Below are 25,252 nucleotides of genomic sequence, written 5' to 3'. Positions count from 1 at the left end.
GTGATCATCGGGATCGGCGTCGACGTCTGCTCGATCGACCGGATTCGCGAGGCGTGCGCCCGGCCCGGCTTCACCGACCGGGTGTTCACGCTGCCCGAGCTCAGGGGGTCGGAGCAGACGCTGGCCGGGCGGTTCGCCGCCAAGGAGGCGCTGGCGAAGGCGTTGGGGGCCCCGGCGGGCCTGCGCTGGACCGACTGCGAGGTGCTCTCCGACGAGACCGGACGCCCCTCGTTGCTGGTCGCCGGCACCGTGGCCGACCGGGTCTCCGAACTGGGGATCTCCCGGCTGCACGTGTCGATCAGCCACGACGCCGGCGTCGCCGTCGCGATGGTGGTCTGCGAGGGCTGAGCCCTCTGCGCCGAGGGCTTGGGTTTTCCGGGCCGAGGGCTTGAGTTTTCCGCGACGAGGGCTTGGGATTCCCGGCCGCAGGAAGGGGCGGGTCCCTGTCGGTGGGAGTTGCCGCCCGCCCGCCTCCTGGCTGGCGCTCCGGCACTCCACTGGCGTTGCAACGACAGCCCAGTGGTGGCTGGCCAGCGCAGTGGGTCGGCGCCGGCGGAGCGGCGTCCCAAACCCAAGCCCTCGACGTGCCAAACCCAAGCCCTCGGCGTCAGACGCGCAGCGGCCTGCCGTGGCGCAGGGCGAAGGCCATCTGGCGGGCCGTGTGTTCCTGCTCGCGCTTGAGGGCGATCGCCTCGGCGTAGTGCTCCACGAGCTGGGCGCAGATCGCCGCCCACGTGCGGGGCTCGGTGGCCTCGCGGGCCGAGCGGCCCATGGCGCGGCGCTTGGCGTCGTCGCCGACGAGGTCGGCCACGTGCTCGCGCAGTCCTAGCAGGTCGCCGGGGGTGTACAGCCAGCCCGTGCGCGACGGGTCGACCAGGTCGACCGGCCCCCCGGACGCCGGCGCCACGACCGGCAGCCCCGAGGCCATGGCCTCCTGGATCGTCTGGCCGAAGGTCTCCAGCTCGCCGGGGGTCACGAACACATCGAACGAGGCGACCGCGGCGGCGAGCTCCTCGCCGCGCAGCTAGCCGGTGAAGACGGCGTCCGGCAGGCGCTGCTCCAGCGAGGCCAGCTCGGGTCCGTCCCCGACCACGACGACGCGCGTCCCGGGCAGTCCGGCCAGCACGTGCAGGTCGTCGACCTGCTTCTCGGGCGCGAGGCGTCCGAGTTAGCCCACGATGCGCTCCCCGGCAGGGGCCCAGGCCGCGCGGAGGGCGTCCGAACGCTTGGAGGGGTGGAACAGCTCGCCGTCGACACCGCGCCCCCACAGGCGCAGGTCGCCGACCCCGAGGCCCTCGAGCTGGGCGATCGAGGCGGAACTCGGTGCGAGGTTCAGGGTCGCGGCCTGGTGTGTGCCGCGCACGCGCGCCCACAGGTACGCCTCCAGCGCCGAGATGCCGTAGCGCGACGCGTACCCGGGCACGTCGGTCTGATAGACGGCGACGGAGGGGATCCCGAGCCGGCGGGCGGCCAGCGCGGCGCGGTAGCCGACGTTGATCGGTGAAGCCAGGTGCACGACGTCGGGGGAGAAGGAGGCCAGCGTCCACTCCAGGGCGAGCTGCGGGGTGGTGCAGATGCGCACCTGCTGGTAGCCGGGGAACGCCAGCGACGCCATCGGCACGATCGGGACTCCGCGGTAGTCGGTGGGCGCCCCGGGCGCCTCGGGGGCGAGGAGCAGCACGTCGTGGCCGTGGTCGACCAGGTGGTCGAGCACGCGCAACACGGAGTTGACGACGCCGTTCACCTCGGGCAGGAACGACTCGGTGATGATCGCGACCCGCATGCCCCCATGACACGCGGTCGAGGTGCACGCACGAGGGCGGTTGCATGACGTGTCGGTGAACGACCGGTGACGCCCGCGCTGGAGTACGATGGGTCGGCCCGGTGGCACTGTCGTGTCCCGCCCGCTCCCACCACCGAAGGTTGCCATGACTCTCGACGCTGCCCGCGAACTCGCCGCGGCCGAACTGCCGGACGGCCGCGTGCTGACCGTGCGCCCGGCCACGGTCGCGGACGCCGAGGCGGCCCTCGACCTCATCCACGCCGCGTTCCGGGCCCGGCCCGTGGTCGGCGACCGGCCCGAAGCCCTGACCGACGACCTCGCCTCGGTGCGGGCGCGCATCGAGCACGGCACCGGCTACCTCGCCTTCATCGACGACACCCTGGCCGGTCTGGTCATGACCGCCCGCCAGTCCGGCGCGATGCGCCTGGGCCGGGTGGGGGTGCTGCCGGAGTTCCGCGAGCAGGGGGTCGCCTCCTTCCTGGTCGAGGTCGTGCTCGAGCACCTGGCCGCCGCCGGCGAGGAACGCGTGCAGCTGCTCGCGCGCAAGGAGTTCCCGCAGATCCAGGCCTGGTGGGGCCGCCACGGCTTCGCGCCGGCCGGCGACGAGGGCAACTGCGTCGTCATGGCGCGGTCCCTGCCCGTCGCCGTCGAGGTCCCGGACGCCGCGGCCATGCGGTCGCTGGGCACCCGGCTCGCCGGCGTGCTGCGCGCCGGGGACCTCGTGATCGCCACCGGTGACCTGGGCGCCGGCAAGACGACCCTCACCCAGGGCATCGGCGCCGGGCTCGGCGTCGCCGGCCCGGTTATCTCGCCGACCTTCGTGCTCTCGCGCGTCCACCCGCCGCTGGCGGACGGCCCCGCGCTGGTGCACGTGGACGCCTACCGCCTCGGCTCGTTCGCCGAGCTGGAGGACATCGACCTGGAGGCGTCCCTGGACGCCTCGGTCACCCTCGTCGAGTGGGGCGCCGGCGTCGCCGAGGGGCTGGCCGACGACCGGCTCGACATCGACATCCGCCGGGGGATCGACCCCGACGACGACACCCGCTGGGTCTTCCTGACCGGCGTGGGGGAGCGCTGGAGCCGCGACGAGCTCGCGGCCGCGGCGAAGGAGGACGCATGAGCACCACGCTGGCCGTCGACACCTCGACGGTCGTCGCCGCAGCCCTCGCCGTCGACGGACGTATCGCCGCCTCGGCCACCGTCGACGACACCCGCGCGCACGCCGAGGAGCTGATGCCCCTGGTGCAGCGCGTCGCCGCCGAGGCCGGGGTCGCGCTCGCCGACGTGGACCGCGTGGTCGCCGGCGTCGGCCCGGGCCCGTTCACCGGCCTGCGCGTCGGGGTGGTCACCGCCACGACGCTGGCCGAGGTGCTCGGCGTCCCGGTCACCGGGGCCTGCTCGCTGGACGCCGTGGCCGCCGAATGGGCGGCCACCGGGGCGCCGGAGGAGTTCCTCGTGGTGAGCGATGCCCGCCGCAAGGAGGTCTACTGGGCCCGCTACGACGGCACCGGCCGCCGGGTCGCCGGGCCCGAGGTGTCCGCGCCCGACACGCTGCCCGCGCTGCCCCTGGCCGGGCCGGGGGCCCACCTGGCCGGCGAGGCGTCCGGACCGGTCGCGCTCGACGCCGGCTGGCTGGCCGCCGCCGACCTGCCCGACGCCGGGCTCGAGCCGCTCTACCTGCGCCGGCCCGACGCCGAGGTGCCGACCCGCACCAAGTCCACGCTGGGGGCGCCCCGCCTGGCCCTGAGGCGGACCCGATGATCGTCACCACCGCCACCCGCGCCGACCTGCCCGCGATCATGCAGCTGGAGCAGGCGTTCACCCGCGCCGGCTGGAGCGAGCAGGCCTGGGCCGACGAGCTGGACGCCGACGGCCGCCTCACCCTGGTCGAGAAGGACGCCGCGGGTGCGGTCCGCGGGGTGGCGACCTTCAGCGCCGTCGCCGACGTCGCGGACCTGAACCGGGTCGTGGTCGCCTCCGACGCCCGCCGCGCCGGCATCGGCCGCCGCCTCGTTCTCGCCGGCCTGGAGTGGGCCGACGCCATGGGCGCCCAGCAGGTCATGCTCGAGGTCGAGGCCGGCAACGACCCGGCCATCTCGCTGTACGAGCAGGTCGGCTTCGTGGCGCTGGCGCGCCGCGCGAACTACTACGGCGCCGGGGCCGACGCGCTCGTCATGGCGCTGCCCCTGGGGAGGGAATCGTGAGCGAACCGCTGGTCATCGGCATCGAGTCGAGCTGCGACGAGACGGGCGTGGCGGTCGTGCGCGGACACGAGCTGCTGTCGAACGAGGTCGCGAGCTCGGTCGAGCAGCACGTCCGCTTCGGCGGGGTCGTGCCCGAGGTCGCCTCGCGCGCCCACCTGCAGGCCATGGTGCCGACGCTGCGCCGGGCGCTGGAGGCGGCCGACGTCGATGCGTCCGAGGTCGACGGGATCTGCGTGACCGCCGGCCCCGGACTCATGGGCGCCCTCGTCGTGGGCCTGTCGGCCGCCAAGGCGCTCGCGGTCGCCCTCGACAAGCCGCTGTACGGGCTGAACCACCTCGTCGGCCACGTCGCGGTCGACCTGCTCGACCACGGGCCGCTGCCCGAGCGCTTCGGCGCCCTTCTCGTCTCGGGCGGGCACACCTCGCTGTTGGTCGTCGACGACATCACGGCGAAGATCACCGAGGTCGGCTCGACCATCGACGACGCCGCGGGCGAGGCCTACGACAAGGTCGCCCGGCTGCTCGGCCTGGGCTACCCCGGCGGACCGGTCATCGACCGGCTCGCGGCCGAGGGCGACCCGAAGGCGATCCGGTTCCCGCGCGGCCTCACCGCCCGCCACGACCTCGAGCAGCACCGCTTCGACTTCTCCTTCTCCGGGCTGAAGACCGCCGTCTCGCGCTGGGTGGAGACCGAGCGGCGCGCGGGGCGTCCGTTCGCCGAGGCCGACGTGGCCGCCTCGTTCCAGGAGGCGGTCGCCGACGTGCTCACCGCCAAGGCCATGGACATGTGCGCCCACTTCGACCTCGACACGATCGTGCTCGGGGGCGGCGTGGCCGCGAACTCGCGCCTGCGCGGCCTGCTGGCCGAGCGGGCGGGGGAGCGCGGCGTGACCGTGCGGCGTCCGCGACCTGGCCTGTGCACCGACAACGGCGCGATGATGGCCGCCCTCGGCGCCGAGGTCGTGCGCCGCGGGCACCGGCCCAGCTCGCTCGACATCGGCGCGAACTCGGGGCTGCCGATCTCCACCGTGCTGGTCTGATGCGGCAGGACACCCGCGCCTACCTGCTGCTGGTCGGCTGCTCCCTGATCTGGGGGTTCACCTTCGTCGCCCAGCGCCTCGGGGCCGAACACCTCGGCGCGTACGCGTTCAACGCCGCCCGCGGCTACCTGGGTGTGCTGGCCCTGCTGCCGCTGGTCTGGTTCCTGGACACGCGGGCAGCGCGCAGCCCCCACGAGCGGCTCCAGGCGTGGCGCTCGGTGGTCAAGCCCGGCCTGTTCATCGGCCTGATGCTGACCGGCGGCCAGACGCTGCAGCAGCTTGGCATCGAGCAGACCACGGCCGGGAACGCCTCGTTCGTGACCGGGCTCTACATGGTGCTGGTGCCGCTGGCGGGGGTGCTGTTCGGTCAGAGGACGACCGCGTTCACGTGGGCGGGCATCGCGCTCGCGGTGCCCGGGCTGTTCCTGCTGACCTGGACCGGCGGCACCATCGGCGCCGGCGACCTGCTCGTGCTCATCGGCACCCTGTTCTGGACGTTCCAGATCCTCGGCGTGGGCCGGTTCGCGCGCCGGGTGGACCCGATCCGGCTGTCGGTGGCCCAGTTCGCCGTCATGGCGGTCGTCTCGCACGTGATCGCCGTCGTCCAGTCGCCCGACGCGTTCGCCGGGCTGCTGCCCGCGTTCGGGGCGGTGGCGTTCGCGGGCATCCTGTCCACCGGCGTCGCCTTCACGCTGCAGGTGCTGGGCCAGCGGCACGCCCGGGCGTCCATCGCGGCGATGATCATGTCGCTGGAGTCGCTCTGGGGCGCCGTCGGCGGCGCCCTGCTGCTGGGCGAGCGGTTCACCACCCTCGGCTACGTCGGCGCGGCCCTGATGATGACCGGCATCCTCGTCGCGCAGGTTCCGTCGCGCGCCGAGCGCGAGGCCGAACTCTCGGGCGAGGCCGCGCCGCCGGTGCCCGTGCCCGAGCCACCGTCCACCGCACTGCGGGACGACTGACCCCGCCCGCCTCTGCACCGGGCGCGTGGGCCGGCAGTAGGATTCCGGGACATGAGCCACCGGGACGCCGCCCTGCAAGCACTGCTCGACAAGGGGGTGCGCATCCCGAACCCCACGAGCGTCGACATCGCCGAGGACGTCGACGTCGACAAGATCTCCGGCGACGGGGTGACGCTGCACAACGGCACGCGGTTGCGCGGGGCGTCCACGGTCGTCTCCGCCGGTTGCACGCTCGGCGCCGAGACCCCGGTCACCGTCGAGAGCTCCCAGCTGGGCCCCAACGTCGACCTCAAGGGCGGCTACGTCAGCAAGGCGGTGTTCCTCGACGGGGCGAACATGGGCTCGGGCGCGCACGTGCGCGAGGGGTCGATCCTCGAGGAGGAGGCGAACGGGGCGCACACCGTCGGGCTCAAGCAGACGATCCTGTTCCCGTTCGTGACGCTGGGCAGCCTGATCAACTTCTGCGACTGCCTGATGTCGGGCGGCACCTCGCGCTCGGACCACTCCGAGGTCGGCTCGTCCTACATCCACTTCAACTACACCCCCGACGGGAACAAGACCACGGCGTCCCTGTTCGGTGACGTGGCCCGCGGCGTCATGCTCGACCAGCCCGCGATCTTCCTGGGTGGCCAGGGCGGCGCGGTGGGCCCGGTCTACACCGGCTTCGGCACCGTCGTGGCGGCCGGCGCGGTGCTGCGCTCGGACATGGTCGACGACGGCAACCTCGTCATCCCCGACGCCCCGCCCGGTATGGTGCGCCCGCTGGCCAAGCACTCCTACAAGCAGCTGCCCCGCCTGCTGCGGCGCAACCTCACCTACGTGGCCTCCCTCGACGCGCTCGAAGCGTGGTACCGCGGCGTGCGGCGTCCGTTCTTCGCGGCGCAGGAGCTCGGCGACCTGGTCCACGAGGGGGCGCTCGCGGCGCTCGCGTCGGGCCGATCCGAGCGGGTCAAGCGCATCCGGGCCCTGGTCGGACACCTCGACGACGCCGATGAGGGACGCCGCCAGCTGCGGGAGAACCTGGACGCCGTGCTGGGCGTGTTCGGGACGCCCGAGGAGCCGGTGCCCGACGCGCTGGCCGCCGAGCTGGACCCGGCGTCCGGCTACCTGGCCGCGGTGAAGGGCCTCACTCCCGAGGCCCGCGCGGCCGGCACGGGCTGGCTGCAGGGCATCATAGACGGACGCCTCGCGCACGCGGCCGACCTCCTGCCGGCCCTCGACCTGCGCGGCTGATGGTCGACCTTGACGCCGTCGCGTCGGTCCTGGCCGAGCGCGGCCCGCTGACGGGCGCCGACCTGCACGCCGCCGTCGGGGGAGAGGTGTTCGGACTGTGGAAGGCCTGCCGCAACGACGACGACTTCCGCCTGCGCCGGATCGGACGCCGCTACCTGCGCCTCGACCGCACGGTCGAGGGCTTCGCGCGGCTGTCGCCCTCGATCCTGCGCGAGTTCCTCACCTACACCGTGGTCGGGCTGCCCGGCCAGGACGAGGCGCTCGAGGCCGCCGCGACGGCGCTGGAGAAGCGAACCGTCCGGATCTCCCGCCTCAAGCGGCGCACGGCCGAGCGGTTCACCACCGAGGTGATGTCGATCGCCGGGGTGCCGCGCGACTCCGAGCACGTGTGCGTGCTCATCGCCGGCGACGTCGTGTACGGGATGTCCCACGACGTGGCCCGGCAGGAGAGCAGCACCGGCGGCCGGGTGGATGGCTCCGACCTCGACCTCGTCGTGCTGGCCTCCGACGACGCACCTGAGTCCCTGGTTGAGGCCCTCGACGAGGCCATCCGCCAACGGAAGTGGCTGTACCTGCGCAACCCGATGGTGCGCGAGGAGGTCGACTACATCGTCAAGCGGTTCTCGCGCCTGGAGGAGCAGGTCGGGTTCGACACCTTCCCCCACCAGGTGGCGTGCAAGGTGTTCGACGAGGCTGAGTTCCTCGCCGGCAACCGGGCCCTGCACGAGGCCGGGCGTCGGCTGCTGGCCGAACGCGGCGTCCTCGACCGGCTGCGCGAGATGGAGCAGCGGGCCACCGAACGCCGCGTCGGGCGCGAGGCCCACCTGCGCAGCATCGAGGGGGACTCGCTGCCCCCCGAGACCAAGCAGCAGTTCTACACCGACGACGAGGACGCCGAGTTCGAACACCGCACCTGAGGGCGTCCGTCCGGGCCTAGGGTGGCGACATGACTGAGCGCGCGTACGAGGTCCTGGCCGGCAACCACGGCACCCGGATCAAGGTCAACGCCCGGGGCAGCGCCATCCTGCGCATCCCGCGGCTCAACCGGGGCACGGCCTTCACGCAGGAGGAGCGTCAGAAGCTGGGCCTGATTGGCCTGCTGCCGGCGCACTCGACCCCGCTCGAGGGCCAGCTGCACCGCACTTACCAGCGCTTCCTCGCCGCGGGCAGCCCGCTGCAGCAGTTCGCGTACCTGCGCGGGCTGCGCGACCGCAACACGGTGCTGTTCTACCGCCTCGTCAGCGAGCACATGGCCGAGATGATGCCGATCATCTACACCCCCACGATCGGTGACGCGATCCAGGAATTCAGCATGATGTTCCGCCAGATCCACGGCGTGTTCCTCAACATCAACGCCCCCGAGGTGATCGACGAGTCGCTGCTGGCCATGGGGCGCCGCGCCGAGGACGTCGACATCGTCATCGTCACCGATTCGGAGGGCATTCTCGGCATCGGCGACCAGGGGGTCGGCGGCGTCGAGATCTGCCTGGGCAAGAAGAGCCTCTACACCGCGGCGGCGGGCGTCGACCCGAATCGCATGGTGCCCGTCGTGCTCGACGTCGGCACCGACAACCTGCGCCTGCTCAACGACGACCTCTACCTCGGCCTGCGCCAGGCGCGCGTGCGCGGTGAGCGCTACGACGCGTTCATCGAGGAGTTCGTGGCCGGGGTCCAGCGGGTGTTCCCGCACGCGATGATCCACTGGGAGGACTTCGGCGCCGACAACGCCCACCGGATCCTGACCACCTACCGCGACAAGGTGTGCACCTTCAACGACGACGTGCAGGGCACCGCGGCCGTCGTCGGGGCCGCCGCGCTCGCCGGGGTGCGCGCCAAGGGCGAGAAGCTCTCCGCGCAGCGCGTCGTGATCCACGGGGCCGGGACGGCCGGCATCGGCATCGCCGACCTGCTGGTCGACCTCATGGTCGCCGAGGGGCTGACCCCCGAGCAGGCACGCCAGCGGTTCTGGGTCACTGCCAGCCGTGGCCTCGTCACGGACGGCCCGGGCGCGAAGGCGCGCGACTTCCAGCGGCCCTACGGTCGGGCCCACGGCGAGGTCGAGCACTGGACCCTCGACGAGCCCGGCCACATCGGGCTGGCCGACGTGGTGCGCAACGTGCACCCGACGATCCTGATCGGCACGTCGGCGCAGCCGGGGTCGTTCACGCAGGAGATCGTGACCGACATGGCCTCCCACACCGAGCGGCCGATCATCATGCCGCTGTCGAACCCGACCTCGCTGGTCGAGGCCACCCCGGCCCACCTGCTGGAGTGGACGTCCGGGCGGGCGCTCATCGCCACCGGGTCGCCCTTCGACCCGGTCGGCCACGAGGGTGTCGAGTACACGATCGCGCAGGCCAACAACGCGTTCATCTTCCCGGGGCTGGGGCTGGGCGTCTCGGTCTGCCGGGCCTCGCGGGTCACCGACGGCATGATCGGCGCTGCCGCGCAGGCGCTGGCCTCGCTGGTGCGGATCAGCCGTCCCGGCCAGTCGATCCTGCCGGCCCTGAACGACCTGCGTCGCGTGTCCGCGACCGTCGCGATCGCCGTCGCCAAGGCGGCCGAGGCCGAGGGCGTCGCCGGTGAGCCCCTCACCGACCCCGTGCAGGAGGTCTTCGACGCCATGTGGCAGCCGGTCTACCCGGAGTTGGTCCTGGAGGACTGACGCCAAGGGTGCCGGGCCTCGATCGGCAGATATGCGCCTCGTCGGTGAATCCGCGCCTGCTGAAGGGGGTGCGGATTCACCGATCAGGCGCGTCTGTCCCGTGTTGTCCACAGGCGACGCACCCGGTTTGGTGCCCGGCGGCACCGGGACCGGTTGGCTGGAGGCATGGACGACCCCCAGTTGAGATCAATCCCTGCCCTGAGGTCAGCGGGCTGGACCCCGTACCAGGTGCGCCGCGCCGTCGCTGCGCATGAGTTGGTCAGGCTCACGCGCCGTGTCTACACCCCAGCCCGGGAGCTGTCCCCGCGCGACGAGCACCTGGTGCGGGCCGCGGCCCTGCTCAGCACGCACCGTGACTCCGTGGTGCTCTCGCACGCCTCGGCGGCCATCGCCCACGGGCTGGCGGTGCAGGTCGACAACCCACGGCTGGTGGACCTGACCACGCCGCCACCGGGCCGCGGCAGGCGGACGGCGACCTACCACCTTCACTGCGCCCGGTTCACCGCGGACGATGTCGTGACGGTGGGTGACCTGCGCGTCACGTCCCTCGCCCGCACGGTGGTAGACCTCGCCCGGACAGCCCAGCACGCGTGGGCCGTGGTGGCCGCCGACCAGGCCCTGGCCCGGGACGTCTCGCGGGATTCGTTGTTGGCCGTGGTCCAGGCCAGCAAGGGAATGACCGGCGTGGAGCAGGCGCGTCAGGTGATCGCCTTCGCCGATGGCCGCTCCGAGTCGGTGGCCGAATCGGTGAGCCGGGTGATGATCTCCCGCACGGGGCTGCCCCAACCCGTTCCCCAGTTCCGCGTCGAGGTCGATGGGCTCGTCGTGGCACGCGGCGACTTCGGGTGGGAGGACTGGAACCTCATCGGCGAGGTCGACGGCAAGGTCAAGTACCGCCGGGTCGAGGGGAACGACCAGTCACCCGAGGACGTCATGGTCGCGCAGAACCGCAGGCAGGAGAGCATCCGGCAGGCTGGGTTCTGGGTCACCCGTGGGGCTGGGCCCAGGCCTGGAGCGTCAGCGCCCTGGGCAAGCTCCTGCGCACCGCGCTCGAGCGCCAGGGATGGCGACCCTAGGCCGGGGCGGCTCCATGCTTTCAGCCACGCGTGTTGGGTGAATCTGCACCTGCTCGAGCAGGCGCGGATTCACCTACGAGGCGCATCTGTCACGGACGGCTGGTCTGTGAGCCACGTGACCCGAGCCATCAGGCGTCGGCGAAACCGTTCGGGTTGGCGGACTGCCAGCGGTAGGTGTCGGCGCAGGCCTGCTCGACGGACAGCTCGGCACGCCAGCCGAGCTCGGCCTGGGCCTTGGCGGGGTCGGCGAACGAGGACGCCACGTCGCCGGGACGGCGGGCGACGATCTCGTAGGGGATCTGGATGCCCGAGGCCTCCTCGAACGCGTGCACGATCTGCAGGACCGAGGTGGGGTTGCCCGTGCCGAGGTTCCAGACGTGGTAGCCGCCGGAGGTCTCGAGCTTCGCCAGCGCGGCCAGGTGTCCGGCGGCGAGGTCGACCACGTGGATGTAGTCGCGGGTGCCCGTGCCGTCGGGGGTGTCGTAGTCGTCGCCGAAGACCATCAGCTTCTCGCGGCGCCCGGCCGCGACCTGGGCCACGAAGGGCAGCAGGTTGTTGGGGATGCCCTTCGGGTCCTCGCCGATGCGGCCCGAGGGGTCGGCGCCGATCGGGTTGAAGTAGCGCAGCACCGCCACGCGCAGCTCGGGGTCGGCCGCCGAGGCGTCCTCCAGGATCTGCTCGATCATGTGCTTGGTGCGGCCGTAGGGGTTGGTGGCGCCGGTGGGGGCGTCCTCGACGAAGGGCGGCTCGGACAGCTCGCCGTACACGGTCGCCGAGCTCGAGAACACGATCTTGTGGCACGCGTGCCGGGCCATGACCTCGAGCAGGGTGATCGTGGACTCGAGGTTCTCGCGGTAGTACGTCAGCGGGATCTGCGTCGACTCGCCCACGGCCTTCCAGCCGGCGAAGTGGATCACGGCCTCGGGGGAGAAGCCGGCGAAGGCCTCCTCCAACGCAGCCTCGTCCCGCACGTTCGCCTCGACGAAGGACGCCTCGCGCCCGGCCAGCCCGGCCACCCGGCGCAGCGACTCCTCGGAGCTGTTGGACAGGTCGTCCACCACGAGCACCTCGTGGCCCTCGCGCAGGAGGGCGAGGGTGGTGTGGGAGCCGATGTAGCCGGCGCCGCCGGTGACGAGAACGCGCATCGCTGGTCCTTTCCTGGGTCGCCCCCCCAACGTTAGTCCTCCCGGGGAGTCCCCCGGGCGATGGCTTGCCGCCCCGCCGGAGCCCGGCGATAGGCTGCCGCCCATGAAGCCTCTGAAGTGGTTGCTCGGCCTGCTCGGCCTCGCCGCGCTCGTCGGCGCGGGCGTCTGGCTGTTCCGGTTCGGCTGGGACATGCAGGAGATCATCGGCGCCGCGCAGCGCTACGACAGCGCGCGCGTCATCGCCAACCCGGTCACGACGACCACCATGATCGCCGGCGTGGCGCTCGCGGGTGGCCTGCTGCTCGGCCTGGGCCTCGGCCTGCCGACGCGCACGCAGGGACAGGTCCGCCGCTCGACGCTCGACGAGGTCAACTCCGGCCGCAGCGCCGCGATCGCCAACAAGGCGGCCGAGCGCGGCGCCCTGCCCGAGGGCCCGGCCGACGGGACCCACCCGTGAGCCTCGGCGACGCCGACCGCATCTGCGTGACCACCTTCGCCGCCGACGGCACGGCCACCACGTCGTCGGAGTACGTCGTGCGGCTGGGCGAGGACACGGTCGGCATCTGGACCCCGCACAGCACCCCGTGGGTCGACCGGCTCGGCCACAGCCACGTGGTGTCGGTGCAGGCGGCGTCCGGCTCCGGCAAGGCCCTGCGTACCGAGCCGGTGTTCGAGGGCCGCGCCGAGCTCGTCACCGAGGGCGACCAGCTCGCCGAGGCGGCCACCGCGACCCGCGCGAAGTACGGCCTGGCCGCCGGCATCACCCGCGCGGTCGACTGGGCGTGGGAGGTCGCGGGCACCAAGTCGCCCGACGGCCTGGTCGTCATCCACATCGTCGGCTGAGCGTGGACGTCGCCACTGCCCGCTGGCTCGTCTCGGACGCCGCGGGCCCGGCCCTGCGCGCTGCCGCGGCCGAGGCCGACCCGGGATCGCTCGGTGCCGCCACCCGCCTGCGCGCGCTCGTGGAACCCGACCAAGCGGCGGCCGTCCTCGACCAGGTCGCCCTGCGCCGCCGCGCCGTCGCCAAGCTCGGGCCCCGCGCCGAAAACCTGTTCCTCACCGCCGACGGCCTCGAGCAGGCCACGCGCTGGCCGGTGGCCGCCCGCCGGGCTGCCCGGCTCGCCGCCACCGGGGCGACGCGCGTCGCCGACCTCGGGTGCGGCCTCGGCGTGGACGCGCTGGCGCTCCAGGACGCGGGCCTCCACGTCATCGCCGTCGAGCGCGACGAGGTCACCGCCGTGCTCGCGCAGGCCAACCTCGGCACCGAAGTGCTCGTCGGCGACGTCACCGATCTGTGGCCGCAGCTCGCGGCGTCCGACCCCGACTTGGCCGTGTTCGCCGACCCTGCCCGCCGCACCGGGGCCGGCCGCTCGTGGCGCGTGGAGGACCTCAGCCCGCCGTGGCCGTTCGTCGAGGCGCTGCTCGACGGCACCCGCCCCGCATGCGTGAAGCTCGGGCCGGGGGTGCCGCACAGCCTGATCGTCGACACGGTCGAGGCCGAGTGGGTCTCCGACGCCGGCAGCGTCGTCGAGTGCGCCCTGTGGGCCGGGCCGGGCGCCCGCCCGGGCCGCCGCGCCGCGATCGTCGACGGGGTCGAGCTCGCCGACACCGGCCGTCCGTCTGCCGGGGTGGGCGCTATCGAGGAGTACCTCTACGAACCCGACGGGGCGGTCGTCCGCGCCGGGCTCGTCGACGAGTTCGCCGGGCTGGTGAAGGCCCACCGCATCACCGACGGCATCGCCTACCTGAGTGCCCCGTGGGACATGCCGACCCCCTTCGCGACGGTCTTCGCCGTGCGCGAGGTGCTGCCGTTCGACGAGAAGGTGCTGCGCGCGTGGGTACGTGAGCGCGGCGTCGGTACTCTCGAGATCAAGAAGCGCGGCCTCGAGTTCGACCCCGCCGCCCTGCGCCGGCGACTCAGGCTCAGGGGCAGGGGGGTCGCGACGCTCGTGGTCACCCCCACCCGGGACGGGGCGCGCGTCCTCGTGTGCGGGCGGGCGGGGCAGGCGCAGTCCCTCCCGGATTAGCACTCGGGTTGAACGAGTGCCAACGCGTGGATAGAGTCTGTGTTGGCACTCGACCATCGAGTCTGCCAGCCCACGGCGGCACCGCGACGACGCCTGGGCGGCGCACATCGAACGAAACCGTGGGTCCCGCACCGGGGCCCCAACACGAAGAAAGGGCACCATCGTGACCGTCACGATCAAGCCGCTCGAGGACCGCGTCCTCGTCCAGCCCCTGGAGGCAGAGACCACCACCGCCTCGGGCCTGGTCATCCCCGACACCGCCAAGGAGAAGCCGCAGGAGGGCAAGGTCGTGGCGACCGGTCCCGGCCGCATCGACGACAACGGCAACCGCGTTCCGCTGGACGTCGCCGAGGGCGACGTCGTCATCTTCTCCAAGTACGGCGGCACCGAGGTCAAGTACGACGGCCAGGAGTACCTGCTCCTGAACGCTCGTGACATCCTCGCCGTCGTCTCCAAGTAAGGAAGTCATCCATGCCCAAGATCCTTCAGTTTGACGAGGAGGCGCGCCGCTCGCTCGAGCGTGGCGTCGACGCCCTCGCCAACGCCGTGAAGGTGACGCTCGGCCCGAAGGGCCGGTACGTGGTGCTCGACAAGAAGTGGGGCGCCCCGACGATCACCAACGACGGCGTGACCGTGGCCAAGGAGGTCGAGCTCAACGACCCCTACGAGAACCTCGGCGCACAGCTCGCCAAGGAGGTCGCCACCAAGACCAACGACGTCGCCGGTGACGGCACGACGACGGCGACGGTGCTCGCCCAGGCGCTGGTCCACGAGGGCCTGCGCGCCGTTGCGGCCGGCATCAACCCGGTCGGCATCAAGCGCGGCATCGAGAAGGCCGTGGACGCCCTCGGCGAGGAGCTCCACAAGGTCGCCCGCCAGGTCGACACCACCGCCGACATGGCCTCGGTCGCGACGATCTCCAGCCGTGACTCCGAGATCGGCGAGCTCATCGCCGACGCCTTCGACAAGGTCGGCAAGGACGGCGTCATCACCGTCGACGAGTCCAACACGCTGGGCACCGAGCTCGAGTTCACCGAGGGCATGCAGTTCGACAAGGGCTACCTGTCGCCGTACATGGTGACCGACCCTGAGCGCATGGAGGCCATCCTCGACGACCCGTACATCCTCATCCACTCGGGCAAGATCAGCTCGATGGCCGACCTCCTGCCGCTGCTGGAGAAGGTCATCGGCGCCGGCGGCCAGCTCTTCATCGTGGCCGAGGACGTCGACGGCGAGGCCCTGTCCACCCTCGTGGTGAACAAGATCCGCGGCACCTTCACCTCGGTGGCCGTCAAGGCCCCCGCCTTCGGCGACCGCCGCAAGGCCATGCTCGAGGACATCGCGATCCTCACCGGCGGCCAGGTCGTCGCCGCCGAGGTCGGCCTCAAGCTCGACCAGGTCGGCCTCGACGTGCTGGGCCGCGCCCGCCGCGTCGTGGTGACCAAGGACAACACCACCATCGTCGACGGCGCCGGCGAGGCGTCCGCGGTGGCGGGTCGCGTCGAGCAGCTGCGGGGCGAGATCTCCCGCACCGACTCCGACTGGGACCGCGAGAAGCTCCAGGAGCGGGTCGCGAAGCTGGCCGGTGGCGTGTGCGTGATCAAGGTCGGCGCTGCGACCGAGGTCGAGATGAAGGAGAAGAAGCACCGCATCGAGGACGCCGTGAGCGCCACCCGTGCGGCCATCGAGGAGGGCATCGTCGCCGGTGGCGGTTCCGCCCTCGTGCACGCCGCCTCGGTGCTCTCCGACGGCCTCGGCCTGACCGGTGACGAGCGAGTCGGCGTCCAGATCGTCGAGAAGGCCGTCGTCGAGCCGCTGCGCTGGATCGCGGAGAACGGTGGCGAGCCCGGCTACGTCATCGTCTCCAAGGTCAAGGAGCTGCAGCCCGGCCACGGCTGGAACGGCGCCACGGGCACCTACGAGGACCTCATCGCCTCCGGTGTCATCGACCCGGTCAAGGTGACGCGTTCGGCCCTGGCCAACGCGGCGTCCATCGCGGGCCTGCTGCTCACCACCGAAACCCTGGTGGTGGAGAAGCCCGAGGACGACGAGGACGGCCACGGCCACGCCCACTGAGTGAGCGAAACCTTCGGGGCCCCCACGCTTGGCGTGGGGGCCCCGATCCGTTTCCCGACCTCGGCCCGCGGGTGGTGGCGCGGGGGTGGTCCGGCGGCGCCCGGCCCCTCGTGAGGGCCTCGCACCTGATGTGCACCATTCCAGCCCCGAAGCGATGTGGTGCACAACTCGTTGCACAACTGCTGGTCAATCTGATCGGATTGGGTGAGGATCCAGCCGCCAGGTTGATCAAACCCGCGAAGGAGCCGCTGTGTACCAGCTCGACGACATCGACCGCCGCCTGCTGCTCGAGCTGGACGCCGACCCCCGCATGACGGTGCTGTCCCTGAGCGAGCGCACGGGCCTGGCCCGCGGCACGATCCAGGCCCGGCTCGAGCGCTACCGCGCCGACGGGCTGTTCCGGCTGACGAGCAGCCTCATCCCACCCGCCGCGCTGGGTCGAGGCCTGCACGCCACCGTCGCGGCCGAGCTCGACCAGCACCAGCTGGACGCCGCGGTCGAGGCGCTGCGCCGCATCCCCGAGGTGCTCGAGTGCCACGCGCCCGCCGGGGACATCGACCTGCTCTGCCACGTGGTGGCCCGCGACCCCGACGACCTCTACCGGGTCGCCGAGGAGATCCGGCTGTGCCCGGGCATCACCCGCACGTCGACCAGCGTCTACCTCCGCGAGGTCATCGGGTACCGGGTGCGCCCGCTCCTGCGTGCGGGGTTGGCCCGTCCCAGGCGGGCGGGACGGCCGGCCGCCCGCGGTTGACCGCCCCGGAGCGGGGCGACATCGCGCCGCCGAACCGCCTTCGTTAGGCTGCCGAGAGTGAGCGCAGCGGTGACCGAACCCACCCCGGACGCCCGCGGCACCCTCCCGTGGGGGCTCGCGGCCGGACTGGGCGCGCTCGCCTCCGCCCTCGTCGCCTGGGGGTCGGCGCACCCCGAGTTCGCGTTCCACCCCGACGGCTGGCTCGACCCGGTCGTGATGGCGATCGGCACCGCCCTGCCGATGCCGCTCAACCGGGTGGCGGTCGTCCTCGGCGCCGTGGTTCTGGCCGTGCTCTGGTGGCGCCTGCGCCCGCGTGCCGGACGGCCGCCGGTGGGGCGTCCGGGATGGTTGCTGGCCGTGTGGGCGCTCCCGCTGCTCTGGTCGCCGCCCACGCTCTCGGCCGACGCCGTGCTGTACGCCGACTCGGGCTGGATCGAGAACTCCGGCGGTTCCGTGTACGCCGAGGGCCTCGGCAGCGCGGGCGGTCCGTTCGCCGACTCGGTCGACCCGCTGTGGCGGGGGAGTGGCGTCGCCTACCCGCCGCTGTCGCTGCTGGTGAATCAGGCCATCGTGGCCCTGACCGGCGCCGACGACTACTGGTCGGTCGCGGCCATGCGCTTGCCGGCCATCCTGGGCGTGGTCCTGATCGGCCTGACCCTGCCGCGCATCGCGGCGCACCTGTCGCCCACCGACCCGCTCGCGCCCGGCCGCGCCACGTGGTGGGGGCTGCTGAACCCGTTGCTGCTGGTCCACTTCATCGGGGGCGCGCACAACGACGCCCTCATGGCGGGGGTGTCCCTCCTCGCGGTGTACGTCGTGGTGGTCGCCCTGGAGACCCCGCTCGGCGGGGCCCGGTCGCGGCTCCTGGTCTGGGTCGTGGCCCCCGTGCTCGTCGGCGTCGCGATGGCGCTGAAGCAGCAGGCCGGGCTGACCGTGCTGGCCGTGGCCGGCGTCCCGTTGCTGTTCCGGCTGCGTGAGCTGCCGCTCGCGCGCCGCCTTTGGGTGCTCGGGCTACGCACCGCGGGGGTGACTGCGATCGCCGTGGCGGTGTTCGTGGCGCTGGGCGTCGTGACCGGCAAGGGCTTCGGCTGGACGGCCTGGCTGACCCTCATGGGCACCGCCGGGACGCCGGGGCCCTTCGCGCTGCTCGGCCAGTTCGGCGGCTATCTGGTGGAGTGGCTGGGCGCCGACCCGGCCCCCTTCCGGTTCGTGGTCGGGATGGCCTCCAACGTGACCCTGCTCGCCGTCCTCGCCTGGGTGGTCATCCGGTTCTCCGACCGCCCGGTGGCGGCGGTCGGTTGGGGCTCGCTCGCGCTCGCGGTGCTCGGCCAGGCCATGCACCCGTGGTACGTGCCCTGGAGCCTCGCGCTCCTGGGGCTGGTGCCCCTCACCCGCCGCCAGCGCCTCTGGGTCGCCGGCTTCGTCGTGGCGTTCCTGGTCTGGAACGCGTTCCAGACCGTCGTCTGGCACGGGTACGTGGACTGATACCCCCGGGGGTATGTATCATGGTGCGTGACACCGACTTCCCGAGAGGCAGGCCATGGCCACCGACGAGCTGACCGAAGAGAACTTCGCCGCTACCATCACTGACAACGAGACCGTGTTGGTCGACTTCTGGGCGTCCTGGTGCGGCCCGTGCCTGCGCTTCGGTCCCGTGTACGAGAAGGTGTCCGAGGCCCACCCCGACGTGGTCTTCGGCAAGCTCGACACCGAGGCGTACGGCCAGCTCGCGGGCGCGCTGCAGATCCAGGCCATCCCCACGCTCATGGCCTTCCGCGGGGGCGTCCTCGTCTACCGCGAGGCGGGCGCGATGAACGCCGCCGGGCTCGAGCAGCTCGTGGGCGCCGTGGCGGCGCTCGACGTCGACGAGGTCCGGCGCCAGGCCACGCCGGCCGCGGAGGCGGGCGAGGCCGGCGAGACGGGGGCCTCGTGAGGCGCTCCCCGGTCGCCGGCGTGACTGCGTGGCGGGCCCTGCTGGCCTGGCCGCGGCGCCGCTGGGCGGTCGCGGCCGCGTGGGCGATCGGCACCGTCCTGGTCGTCGGTCTGCCCACCGCGATGATCCCCAACCCCGTCTTCGGGCGTGACGTCCCCACCACGTGGTGGGCGTGGCCCGTGCTGGTCGCCACCGCGGTGCTGGGTGGCCTGCTCGGTGCCACCTACGTGCGCGCCGGGGACGAGAAGGTTCCCTCGAGTGGCCTGGTCGGCGGCCTGCTGGCCTACCTCGCGGTCGGGTGCCCGGTGTGCAACAAGGTGGCCCTGCTCGCGCTCGGTTACGCCGGCGCGCTGCAGTGGTTCGCCCCGGTGCAGCCGGTACTCGGCGTCATCGGGCTCGTGCTGTTGGTCTGGGCCCTCGACCGCCGCCTGCGCGGCGAGATCGCGTGCGCGCTGCCGGTGCAGCGCTCACGCCCCGGCGAGCCCGTCAGCGCATGACGCCAGCGCCTCCAGCGCCGCCAGGCCGCCCTCGGTGTAGTGGCGCCAGTCGTCACCGCGGTCGGTCAGGGCGGGGGAGGACCAGCGTCCCAGCTCCTCGGCGAGCGCGGAGGCGGCGTCCTCGCCCCCGTCGAGCCGTCGCACCAGCTGGCGCAGCGCCGTCGCGGCACCCTCGGCCCGCTTGAGCGCCACCCGGTCGGTGCCCCCGCCGATGCGGCACGTGGACCCACCACCGGCCGCGTCCGCCCAGCGGGCGATCGCCCCGTCCCGGGTGGTACGGGCACGGTCGGTCAGGTCGCGGTCGGGCATGGAACCACGATACCCCGACGGGTATGGTAAACGGTCTCCCTCCGGAGGCCTACACTCGTCCCATGCGCGTGGCGGTGACCTCGGGACGACTCGCAGGACCGCTGGCCGACGGCTTGGCCGAGGCCGGCCACGATGTCGTGCGGCTGGTCGAGCGCGAGGCGTCCGGCCCGGGCGAGCGCCGCTGGGACCCGGCGGCGGGCCGCATCGACGGCCCCGGCCTCTCCGACGTGGACGCCGTCGCCAACGTCTTCGAGGCCAACGTCTGGACGCGCTGGACGCCGGCGGTCCGGGACCGGATCCGGGGCAGCCAGGTCACCGGCTCCCTCACCGTCGTCAGCCACCTCGAGCCCGACGGGCGCTGCCAGCGGTACGCGAACCTGTCGGCCACCAGCTTCCACGGCGACCGCGGCGAGGTCGTGCTCGACGCCGACTCCGGGGTGGGCCGCGGGTGGCTGGCCCAGTCCACGGCCGCGTGGGAGGCGGCCGCGCGGCACGCGCCCGTCCCCACCGTGCTGCTCCGGACGCCCGTGGTGCTGGGTGTGCCCGGCGGCATGTGGGAGCGACGCAAGCGCGGCCTGCTCGCCGGCCGGATGGGGCATGGGCGCCAATGGCGCTCCTGGATCCACATCGCCGACTGGGTCGCCGCCACCATCTTCCTGCTCACCGGCCGCCACGAGGGCCCGGTGGTCATCGCGGCGCCCCAGCCGGTGCGCGAGGCTGACTTCGTCGCCGCCCTGGCCCGCGCCCATGGCCGGCGCCCAGGCCTTCCGGTCCCCGAGGCGCTGCTGCGGGCCAGCTTCGGCCCCGACCTCACCGCCGAGGTGATCATGGCCAGCCAGCGGATCGTGCCGCAGATCCTCCCCGTGGAACTGGGCTTCACCTACCGGTTCGGCGGGTTGGACGCGGCGCTGGCCGACGTCGTGTGAGCGGCCGCCGCGACCGGGCGGGACGGAATCGGGCCCTGTCGGGGGCCGGGGATAGACTGACGGCCTGTCGAGTGGCCCGTGGCCGAAGGTGGAGAAACTAGATGTCGTTCGATGACCTGACCCCCTCTGGAGTGCCGGCGCCGTTCGCGCCGTTGGGCCTCACGTTCGACGACGTGCTGCTGCAGCCGAACGAGTCCGACGTCATCCCCAACGAGGTCGACACCACGACGCAGGTGAGCCGGCGCATCTCGCTGCGGGTCCCGCTGCTGAGCTCGGCGATGGACACGGTGACCGAGGCCCGCATGGCCATCGCGATGGCCCGCCAGGGCGGGCTGGGCATCCTGCACCGCAACATGTCGGCCGACGAGCAGGCCAGCAAGGTCGACCGCGTGAAGCGGTCCGAGGCCGGCATGGTCGACCAGCCCATCACCACCACCGTCGACGCCACGATCGGCGAGGTCGACGAGATGTGCGGCACCTACCGCATCTCCGGCCTGCCCGTGGTCGACGCCGAGGGCCGCCTGGTCGGCATCATCACCAACCGCGACATGCGCTTCGAGGACGACCCGAACCGCCGCGTCGGCGACGTCATGACCCGCATGCCGCTGGTCACCGGCCACCCCGGCATGCCGGCCGACGAGGCGCTCAAGCTGCTCGGGAAGCACAAGATCGAGAAGCTGCCGCTCGTGGACGCCGACGGCAGGCTCACCGGCCTGATCACGCTCAAGGACTACGTGAAGTCCGACAAGTACCCCGACGCGACGAAGGACCCGCAGGGCCGCCTGCGCGTCGGCGCCGCGATCGGGACCTTCGGCGACGCGTGGGAGCGCGCGATGCTCCTGGTCGAGGCCGGGGTGGACGCCCTGGTCACCGACACCGCCCACGGCCACAGTCGCGCCGAGATGGACCTCATCCGCCGCCTCAAGGCCGAGCCGCTGGCCGCCCACGTCGACATCATCGGCGGCAACGTCGGCACCTACGAGGGCGCCAAGGCCATCGTCGAGGCCGGTGGCGACGCGGTGAAGGTCGGCATCGGGCCCGGCTCGATCTGCACCACGCGCGTGGTCGCCGGCGTCGGCGTCCCGCAGGTCACCGCGATCTACGAGGCCGCCCGGGCCGCGAAGCCGGCCGGGGTGCCCGTGATCGGCGACGGCGGCCTGCAGTACTCCGGCGACATCGCCAAGGCCCTCGTGGCCGGCGCCAACGCCGTGATGCTGGGCTCGCTGCTCGCCGGCTGCGACGAGAGCCCCGGCGACCTCGTGTTCATCAACGGCAAGCAGTTCAAGCGCTACCGCGGCATGGGCTCGCTGGGCGCCATGAAGGCCCGCGGCAAGCAGGGCTCGTACGCCTCCGACCGCTACTTCCAGGCCTCGGCGTCCACCGACGACCAGCTCGTGCCCGAGGGCATCGAGGGCCAGGTCGCCTACCGCGGCCCGCTCGCCGCCGTGGCCTACCAGCTGATCGGCGGGTTGAAGCAGTCGATGTTCTACTCCGGCGCCCGCACCATCCCCGAACTGCAGGAGCGCGGCCGGTTCGTCCGCATCACCTCCGCGGGCCTGCGCGAGTCCCACCCGCACGACATCCAGATGACCGTCGAAGCCCCCAACTACACCCAGAAGTGAGCATGATGATCGAGATCGGCCGCGCCAAGCGCGCAACGCAGGTGTACTCCTTCGACGACATCGCGATCGTCCCGACGCGGCGCACCCGCAGCCCGCAGGACGTGAAGCTCACCTGGAGCATCGACGCCCTCACCTTCGAGTTCCCGATCGTCGCGGCCCCGATGGACTCGGTGATGTCGCCCGACACCGCCATCGCGTTCGGCCGTATGGGCGGCCTCGGCGTCCTCAACCTCGAGGGCCTGTGGACGCGCTACGACGACCCCGACCCGATCCTCGCCGAGCTGGCCGAGATCAGCGACGCCGTCGCCGCCACCGCCCGCATGCAGGAGCTGTACTCCGAGCCGGTCAAGCCCGAGCTGATCGCCGAGCGCATGAAGCAGATCCGGGACGCCGGCGTCCCGGTCGCCGGGGCGCTGAGCCCCCAGCGGGCGCAGGAGTTCGCGTCCGTCGTCGAGCGCGCCGGGGTCGACTTCTTCGTGATCCGCGGCACCACCGTGTCGGCCGAGCACGTCTCCAGCGCGCAGGAGCCGCTGAACCTCAAGGAGTTCATCCGCAAGCTCGACGTGCCGGTCATCGTCGGCGGCTGCGCGACCTACCAGGCGGCGCTGCACCTGATGCGCACCGGCGCCGCGGGCGTCCTCGTCGGCTTCGGCGGCGCCGCCACCGGCCGCACCCGCCACGTGCTGGGCGTCGAGGTGCCGATGGCCTCGGCCGTTGCCGACGTCGCCGCCGCGCGCCGCGACTACATGGACGAGTCCGGCGGCCGCTACGTGCACGTCATCGCCGACGGCGCGCTGGGCCGCTCCGGCGACATCGCCAAGGCCATCGCCTGCGGCGCCGACGCCTGCATGGTCTCGACCCCGCTCGCCCGCGCCGAGGAGGCCCCCGGCCGCGGCTGGCACTGGGGCCCCGAGGCCTGGCACCCCGAGCTGCCGCGCGGCGAGCGCGTCCGCATGGGCCGCGTCGGCACGCTGGAGGAGATCGTCCGCGGGCCCTCGCACACCCCCGACGGCACCATGAACCTGGTCGGCGCGCTCGGCAAGGCGATGGGTACCACGGGCTACACCGAGGTCAAGGAGTTCCAGCGCGTGGAGATCGTGGTCCACGCCTGACATGCGCCGCTCCGTCATCGTCCTCGTGCTGGCCCTCGTGGCCGGCGTGGCGGGGCTGGCCGGGGGCGTGTGGTGGTTCAGCGTCCGCCCGGCCCAGCTGATGCAGCAGGCCGCCGACCGGATCGTGGCCGGACTGGCCAGCGGCGAACTCGCGGATGCCGACGTGGTCGACCCCGCCGCGGTCGACCTGGCGGCGGTCTACTCCGGCATGGGGGCGCTGCGCCCGACGGTCACCCGCACCACCGACCTGACGCCGCGCGAACCCGGCGTGGTCTCCACCCAGCTCGCGTGGTCGTGGGTCATCCACGAGGGCAAGTCGGCCTGGGAGTACACCACCGAACTCGAGCTCGTCCGCGACGGCGAGGACTGGCGGGCGCGCCTGGTGCCGGCCGCCATCGCCCCCGACCTGGCGGAGGGGGAGTCCCTGCGGGCCTCCCGGCTCACGCCGGTGCGCGGCTCGATCGTCGGCCAGCGCGGCGAGGCACTGGCCACCAACACCCCGGCGTGGCGGCTGGGCATCGACAAGACCCTCACCGACGCCGCCACCGCGGTCGACTCGGCCGGCAAGCTCGCCACCGAGCTGGGGATGGACCCCGCCGCCTTCGCCGACCGCGTCGAGCGCAGCGGCCCGCGCGCCTTCGTCGAGGCACGCATCCTGCGCCGGCACGTCGAGGCCGACCAGGAGCTCGTGGCCAAGGCCGAGCGCTGGATCGGCGTGCGTGCCGTGCCCACGACCTTCCCGCTGGGCATCAGTTCGTCCTTCGCCCGCCCGCTGCTGGGCGTGGTGGGGGATGCCACCGCCGAGCAGGTCGAGAAGTCGGGCGGCGCCATCCGTGCAGGCGACCTCGTCGGCCGCGGCGGTCTGCAGGAGGCGCGCAACCACGTCCTCGCCGGCACCACCGGCTTCGTCGTCTCGATTGTGGACGCCGACGGCGAGGCCCGCGAGGCCTTCCGGGTCGAGGCGCTGGACGGCGCCGACGTGGTCACCACCATCGACGTGGAGCTCCAGATGAGGGCCGAGCGGATCCTGTCCGGGGTCGGGCCCGCCAGCGCGCTGGTGGCGGTGCGGCCCTCCGACGGGGCGATCCTCGCCGCGGCCTCGGGCCCCGGCTCCGAGGGGCTGTCGACCGCGACGCTCGGGCAGTACGCGCCGGGTTCCACCTTCAAGACCGCGTCGTCGCTGGCGCTGCTGCGCGAGGGCCTCACGCCCGACTCGCCCGTCTCCTGCACCGACGGCACGGTGGTCGACGGCTACCGGTTCGACAACTGGGCGGGCTACCCGGCCTCCGCGCTGGGCGAGGTGCCCCTGCACACCGCGCTGGCCCACTCCTGCAACAGCGCCTTCATCAACGCCCGCGACCGGGTGACCCAGGACGAACTCATCGCCGCCGCCGGCGCGCTCGGGCTGACCGCCGAGCCCGAGCTGGTTGTCGGCGCCTTCCTCGGCTCTGTCCCCGCCGAGGGCACGGTCGTCGAGCACGCGGCGTCCATGATCGGCCAGGGCAAGGTCGTTGCCTCACCGCTCGGCATGGCCACGGTGATGGCCAGCGTGATCGCGGGGCACACCGTGGCGCCCGTTCTGGTCGATGAGCCGCGTGAGCCCACGCTGCCGGCGGCCCCGCTGACCGAGGCCGAGGCGGCCGCGCTGCGCTCCCTGCTCGCGAACAACGCGGTCGAGGGCGGCTACGGCGCGCTGGCCGGCTTGGACGGCGTGCTGGCCAAGACCGGTACCGCGACGTACGCGCCCGAGCAGTACCACGCGTGGGTCATCGTCGGCCACGGCGACCTGGCGGTGGCCGCGTTTGTGGCCGACGGTCGCTACGGGGGCTCCGACGCCGCTCCGTTGGCGGCCGAGTTCCTGCGCGGGTGACCTCAGCGCCGGTCGTTGCGG

24 protein-coding genes and 1 pseudogene are annotated in these 25,252 nt (G+C 72.9%); 22 read left to right on the top strand and 3 right to left on the bottom strand.

The annotated features are described in order from the left end of the window. Nucleotides 1–348, top strand: a complete 348-nt coding sequence (locus tag H5397_RS08510; protein ID WP_182816561.1) for a holo-ACP synthase — start codon at nt 1–3, stop codon at nt 346–348. 259 nt (nt 349–607) lie between these two features. Here the strand turns inward: H5397_RS08510 and H5397_RS08505 are convergent. Then, nucleotides 608–1,783, bottom strand: a pseudogene (locus tag H5397_RS08505) (glycosyltransferase family 4 protein). A gap of 145 nt (nt 1,784–1,928) precedes the next feature. Here H5397_RS08505 and tsaE point away from each other — a divergent pair. Genes tsaE through H5397_RS08465 form a run of 8 tightly spaced genes read left to right on the top strand, consistent with a single transcriptional unit; the run spans nt 1,929 to nt 9,884 of the window. Beyond that, a complete protein-coding gene (tsaE, locus tag H5397_RS18830; RefSeq protein ID WP_182816559.1) occupies nt 1,929–2,903 on the top strand; it encodes a tRNA (adenosine(37)-N6)-threonylcarbamoyltransferase complex ATPase subunit type 1 TsaE in 975 nt (324 codons plus the stop codon). Continuing rightward, nucleotides 2,900–3,544, top strand: a complete 645-nt coding sequence (tsaB, locus tag H5397_RS08495; RefSeq protein ID WP_182816557.1) for a tRNA (adenosine(37)-N6)-threonylcarbamoyltransferase complex dimerization subunit type 1 TsaB — start codon at nt 2,900–2,902, stop codon at nt 3,542–3,544. The genes tsaE and tsaB overlap by 4 nt, the downstream gene beginning before the upstream one ends. Beyond that, on the top strand, nt 3,541–3,987 hold the full coding sequence (locus tag H5397_RS08490) for a GNAT family N-acetyltransferase (RefSeq protein WP_182816555.1): 447 nt from the start codon (nt 3,541–3,543) through the stop codon (nt 3,985–3,987). The genes tsaB and H5397_RS08490 overlap by 4 nt, the downstream gene beginning before the upstream one ends. Beyond that, complete coding sequence (gene tsaD / locus H5397_RS08485) at nt 3,984–5,027, top strand: tRNA (adenosine(37)-N6)-threonylcarbamoyltransferase complex transferase subunit TsaD (protein ID WP_182816553.1); 1,044 nt, start codon at nt 3,984–3,986, stop codon at nt 5,025–5,027. Before H5397_RS08490 ends, tsaD begins: the two co-directional genes overlap by 4 nt. After that, nucleotides 5,027–5,986: a DMT family transporter gene (locus H5397_RS08480; RefSeq protein ID WP_182816551.1), complete on the top strand. Its 960-nt coding sequence runs from the start codon at nt 5,027–5,029 to the stop codon at nt 5,984–5,986. Before tsaD ends, H5397_RS08480 begins: the two co-directional genes overlap by 1 nt. A 51-nt stretch (nt 5,987–6,037) precedes the next feature. Continuing rightward, the gene (locus H5397_RS08475) at nt 6,038–7,219 is read left to right on the top strand and encodes a UDP-N-acetylglucosamine pyrophosphorylase (RefSeq protein ID WP_182816549.1); all 1,182 of its coding nucleotides are present in this window, start codon (nt 6,038–6,040) and stop codon (nt 7,217–7,219) included. Continuing rightward, on the top strand, nt 7,219–8,136 hold the full coding sequence (locus H5397_RS08470; protein WP_182816547.1) for a hypothetical protein: 918 nt from the start codon (nt 7,219–7,221) through the stop codon (nt 8,134–8,136). The genes H5397_RS08475 and H5397_RS08470 overlap by 1 nt, the downstream gene beginning before the upstream one ends. Nucleotides 8,137–8,165: 29 nt before the next feature. Beyond that, nucleotides 8,166–9,884 (top strand): NAD-dependent malic enzyme, encoded by a 1,719-nt coding sequence (locus tag H5397_RS08465; RefSeq protein WP_182816545.1) that lies wholly within the window; start codon nt 8,166–8,168, stop codon nt 9,882–9,884. A gap of 1,204 nt (nt 9,885–11,088) precedes the next feature. On the opposite strand, the gene galE is transcribed toward H5397_RS08465, so the two are convergent. Continuing rightward, the gene (gene galE / locus H5397_RS08460; protein ID WP_182816543.1) at nt 11,089–12,105 is read right to left on the bottom strand and encodes a UDP-glucose 4-epimerase GalE; all 1,017 of its coding nucleotides are present in this window, start codon (nt 12,103–12,105) and stop codon (nt 11,089–11,091) included. 103 nt (nt 12,106–12,208) lie between these two features. Between galE and H5397_RS08455 the strand changes: the two genes are divergently transcribed. The 9 genes from H5397_RS08455 (at nt 12,209) to H5397_RS08415 (ending at nt 19,392) form a co-directional block, all read left to right on the top strand. Next, nucleotides 12,209–12,562 carry a hypothetical protein gene (locus H5397_RS08455; protein WP_182816541.1) on the top strand — a complete coding sequence of 118 codons (354 nt, stop codon included), beginning with the start codon at nt 12,209–12,211 and terminating at the stop codon, nt 12,560–12,562. After that, nucleotides 12,559–12,948: a hypothetical protein gene (locus H5397_RS08450; RefSeq protein ID WP_182816539.1), complete on the top strand. Its 390-nt coding sequence runs from the start codon at nt 12,559–12,561 to the stop codon at nt 12,946–12,948. The genes H5397_RS08455 and H5397_RS08450 overlap by 4 nt, the downstream gene beginning before the upstream one ends. A gap of 2 nt (nt 12,949–12,950) precedes the next feature. Beyond that, on the top strand, nt 12,951–14,132 hold the full coding sequence (locus tag H5397_RS18825; protein WP_182816537.1) for a class I SAM-dependent methyltransferase: 1,182 nt from the start codon (nt 12,951–12,953) through the stop codon (nt 14,130–14,132). 163 nt (nt 14,133–14,295) lie between these two features. After that, nucleotides 14,296–14,592: a co-chaperone GroES gene (gene groES, locus H5397_RS08440; RefSeq protein ID WP_182816535.1), complete on the top strand. Its 297-nt coding sequence runs from the start codon at nt 14,296–14,298 to the stop codon at nt 14,590–14,592. A gap of 11 nt (nt 14,593–14,603) precedes the next feature. Beyond that, nucleotides 14,604–16,208 carry a chaperonin GroEL gene (groL, locus tag H5397_RS08435; protein ID WP_182816533.1) on the top strand — a complete coding sequence of 535 codons (1,605 nt, stop codon included), beginning with the start codon at nt 14,604–14,606 and terminating at the stop codon, nt 16,206–16,208. Nucleotides 16,209–16,458: 250 nt separating this feature from the next. Further along, a complete protein-coding gene (locus H5397_RS08430) occupies nt 16,459–16,962 on the top strand; it encodes an Lrp/AsnC family transcriptional regulator (protein ID WP_182816531.1) in 504 nt (167 codons plus the stop codon). 57 nt (nt 16,963–17,019) lie between these two features. After that, the gene (gene mptB, locus H5397_RS08425; RefSeq protein WP_182816529.1) at nt 17,020–18,447 is read left to right on the top strand and encodes a polyprenol phosphomannose-dependent alpha 1,6 mannosyltransferase MptB; all 1,428 of its coding nucleotides are present in this window, start codon (nt 17,020–17,022) and stop codon (nt 18,445–18,447) included. A 55-nt stretch (nt 18,448–18,502) separates the two neighbouring features. Further along, complete coding sequence (locus tag H5397_RS08420; protein ID WP_182816527.1) at nt 18,503–18,895, top strand: co-chaperone YbbN; 393 nt, start codon at nt 18,503–18,505, stop codon at nt 18,893–18,895. Beyond that, entirely contained in the window at nt 18,892–19,392 is a 501-nt protein-coding gene (locus H5397_RS08415; protein ID WP_220492128.1) for a hypothetical protein, read from the top strand. Before H5397_RS08420 ends, H5397_RS08415 begins: the two co-directional genes overlap by 4 nt. On the opposite strand, the gene H5397_RS08410 is transcribed toward H5397_RS08415, so the two are convergent. Continuing rightward, entirely contained in the window at nt 19,363–19,701 is a 339-nt protein-coding gene (locus tag H5397_RS08410; protein ID WP_182816525.1) for a hypothetical protein, read from the bottom strand. The two genes, H5397_RS08415 and H5397_RS08410, sit on opposite strands and share 30 nt — an antisense overlap. Nucleotides 19,702–19,763: 62 nt before the next feature. On the opposite strand from H5397_RS08410, the gene H5397_RS08405 reads away from it, so the two are divergent. From H5397_RS08405 to H5397_RS08390, 4 genes are all read left to right on the top strand, one after another. After that, on the top strand, nt 19,764–20,627 hold the full coding sequence (locus H5397_RS08405; RefSeq protein WP_182816523.1) for a DUF1731 domain-containing protein: 864 nt from the start codon (nt 19,764–19,766) through the stop codon (nt 20,625–20,627). Between the two features lie 101 nt (nt 20,628–20,728). Then, a complete protein-coding gene (guaB, locus tag H5397_RS08400; RefSeq protein ID WP_182816521.1) occupies nt 20,729–22,249 on the top strand; it encodes an IMP dehydrogenase in 1,521 nt (506 codons plus the stop codon). Between the two features lie 5 nt (nt 22,250–22,254). Beyond that, nucleotides 22,255–23,361, top strand: coding sequence for a GuaB3 family IMP dehydrogenase-related protein (locus tag H5397_RS08395; protein WP_182816707.1), 1,107 nt, complete (start codon nt 22,255–22,257; stop codon nt 23,359–23,361). A gap of 1 nt (nt 23,362) precedes the next feature. Continuing rightward, nucleotides 23,363–25,231, top strand: a complete 1,869-nt coding sequence (locus H5397_RS08390) for a penicillin-binding transpeptidase domain-containing protein (RefSeq protein ID WP_182816520.1) — start codon at nt 23,363–23,365, stop codon at nt 25,229–25,231. Nucleotides 25,232–25,252 lie beyond the last annotated feature (21 nt).

This window comes from Propioniciclava sp. MC1683 (assembly GCF_014164675.1).
GTDB lineage: Bacteria > Actinomycetota > Actinomycetes > Propionibacteriales > Propionibacteriaceae > Propioniciclava.
This window is presented reverse-complemented; position numbering and strand designations above follow the sequence as displayed.

Coding starts and splice junctions, on each gene's coding strand:
- groL (WP_182816533.1), top strand. CDS start 14,604: ATGCCCAAGATCCTTCAGTTTGACGAGGAGGCGCGCCGCTCGCTCGAG.
- tsaB (WP_182816557.1), top strand. CDS start 2,900: ATGAGCACCACGCTGGCCGTCGACACCTCGACGGTCGTCGCCGCAGCC.
- H5397_RS08405 (WP_182816523.1), top strand. CDS start 19,764: ATGCGCGTGGCGGTGACCTCGGGACGACTCGCAGGACCGCTGGCCGAC.
- H5397_RS08465 (WP_182816545.1), top strand. CDS start 8,166: ATGACTGAGCGCGCGTACGAGGTCCTGGCCGGCAACCACGGCACCCGG.
- guaB (WP_182816521.1), top strand. CDS start 20,729: ATGTCGTTCGATGACCTGACCCCCTCTGGAGTGCCGGCGCCGTTCGCG.
- H5397_RS08470 (WP_182816547.1), top strand. CDS start 7,219: ATGGTCGACCTTGACGCCGTCGCGTCGGTCCTGGCCGAGCGCGGCCCG.
- H5397_RS08390 (WP_182816520.1), top strand. CDS start 23,363: ATGCGCCGCTCCGTCATCGTCCTCGTGCTGGCCCTCGTGGCCGGCGTG.
- H5397_RS08490 (WP_182816555.1), top strand. CDS start 3,541: ATGATCGTCACCACCGCCACCCGCGCCGACCTGCCCGCGATCATGCAG.
- H5397_RS08455 (WP_182816541.1), top strand. CDS start 12,209: ATGAAGCCTCTGAAGTGGTTGCTCGGCCTGCTCGGCCTCGCCGCGCTC.
- H5397_RS08395 (WP_182816707.1), top strand. CDS start 22,255: ATGATCGAGATCGGCCGCGCCAAGCGCGCAACGCAGGTGTACTCCTTC.
- H5397_RS08420 (WP_182816527.1), top strand. CDS start 18,503: ATGGCCACCGACGAGCTGACCGAAGAGAACTTCGCCGCTACCATCACT.
- galE (WP_182816543.1), bottom strand. CDS start 12,105: ATGCGCGTTCTCGTCACCGGCGGCGCCGGCTACATCGGCTCCCACACC.
- tsaE (WP_182816559.1), top strand. CDS start 1,929: ATGACTCTCGACGCTGCCCGCGAACTCGCCGCGGCCGAACTGCCGGAC.
- H5397_RS08480 (WP_182816551.1), top strand. CDS start 5,027: ATGCGGCAGGACACCCGCGCCTACCTGCTGCTGGTCGGCTGCTCCCTG.
- H5397_RS08475 (WP_182816549.1), top strand. CDS start 6,038: ATGAGCCACCGGGACGCCGCCCTGCAAGCACTGCTCGACAAGGGGGTG.
- H5397_RS08410 (WP_182816525.1), bottom strand. CDS start 19,701: ATGCCCGACCGCGACCTGACCGACCGTGCCCGTACCACCCGGGACGGG.